The sequence below is a fragment of the Paralcaligenes ureilyticus genome (assembly GCF_004346225.1).
GTDB classification, from domain to species: Bacteria; Pseudomonadota; Gammaproteobacteria; order Burkholderiales; family Burkholderiaceae_B; genus Paralcaligenes; species Paralcaligenes ureilyticus.
In genome coordinates this window covers 1-1,264 of sequence record NZ_SMAJ01000036.1, presented here as the reverse complement: position 1 = coordinate 1,264, position 1,264 = coordinate 1, and the positions used below count along the sequence as shown (strand labels likewise).

Genomic DNA, 1,264 nt, shown 5'->3' with positions numbered 1-1,264 from the left:
TGCTGTGGTCTAATTTTGGAGGACACTTTTGAAGTGAATCATTATTAATTTATAAGGTGATTCCATGACAAAGAAACAAGAACCGGGCCATCCTCGCAAGATTGACGCGGCCTTCAAACATGAGGTGGTGCGTTTGGTGCTGGATAAAGATATGTCGCCGCGCGAGGCCGCCATCGCCATGGGCGTGGGTGATACGGCAGTGCGTCGCTGGGTGCAATTACATAAAAGTGCTAATGGACTGCCTCGGCCCAGCCAGCCGTTAACGGTTGAACAGCTGCGCATCCGTGAGTTGGAGATTGAGAACCGCCAATTGCGTGAGGACAACGATATTTTAAAAAAAGCGTCGGCCTTCTTTGCACGAACCCTCAGGTAGGGTTTAGCGTGGTCACGCATTTGCAAACGAAGGCCATCGCGGTATCGCGTACGTGCCGATTGCTGGGGGTGAGCCGCTCGGGATATTACAAGTCCCGCAGCCAGCCAGTACGCCGTGCTCAAGACGTGCGCGAAGAGGTCTATGTGCGTGCCGCTTTTAACGCCAGCCATGAAACCTATGGCAGTCGTCGTGTCGTACAGGCTGTGCGCAGCCAGGGAATAAAAATTGGTCGTTATCGGGTCCGTAAACTCATGAAACAGGCACAATTAACCCCTCGTTGGAAACGCCGGTTTGTCACTCCACCTAATAGCCACCCGAACGCACGGGTGGGGGATAACCTGCTAAACCGGCAGTTCTCGGTGCCGCGGCCTAACCAGTCCTGGGTGACTGACATCACTCATGTCCGTACAGGACGCGGCTGGCTTTATCTGGCCGTCGTGCTGGATCTGTATTCACGTAAAGTGGTCGGGTGGGCAACCTCGTCGGACCTGGGCGGTGGCGTCGTTATACAGGCCTTGGATAGGGCTATTTCTCAGCGCCATCCGGCCCGTGGCCTAGTGCTTCATTCTGATCGAGGCTCGCAATTTACCAGCGACACTTACCAACGACTTTTGTACCGGCACGGGATCCAATGCAGTATGAGTCGCGCCGGCAATTGCTGGGATAACGCCGTCATGGAACGGTTCTTCTTAAGCCTGAAGTGCGAATGGCTCAGGCCACAGCGCTATGCCAATCAAAATGAGGCCGCCAAAGATATTGCCCTTTATATTCATGGCTTTTATAACCCCACGCGTTTGCACTCCACATTGGGCTATTTGGCGCCCGATGTGTATGAAAAAGTAGGATCCAAAAAACTCACTTGAAACTGTCCACTAAAACTTGACCACGACA

At 53.2% G+C, this 1,264-nt stretch carries 1 protein-coding gene; it reads left to right on the top strand.

Going from position 1 to position 1,264, the window contains the following annotated elements:
* Positions 1–64: 64 nt before the first annotated feature.
* A protein-coding gene (locus tag EDC26_RS20015) for an IS3 family transposase (RefSeq protein ID WP_132586511.1) occupies positions 65–1,236 on the top strand; the annotation gives its coding sequence in 2 pieces (ribosomal slippage) (positions 65–344 and positions 344–1,236; 1,173 coding nt in all).
* The last annotated feature ends 28 nt before the right edge of the window (positions 1,237–1,264 follow it).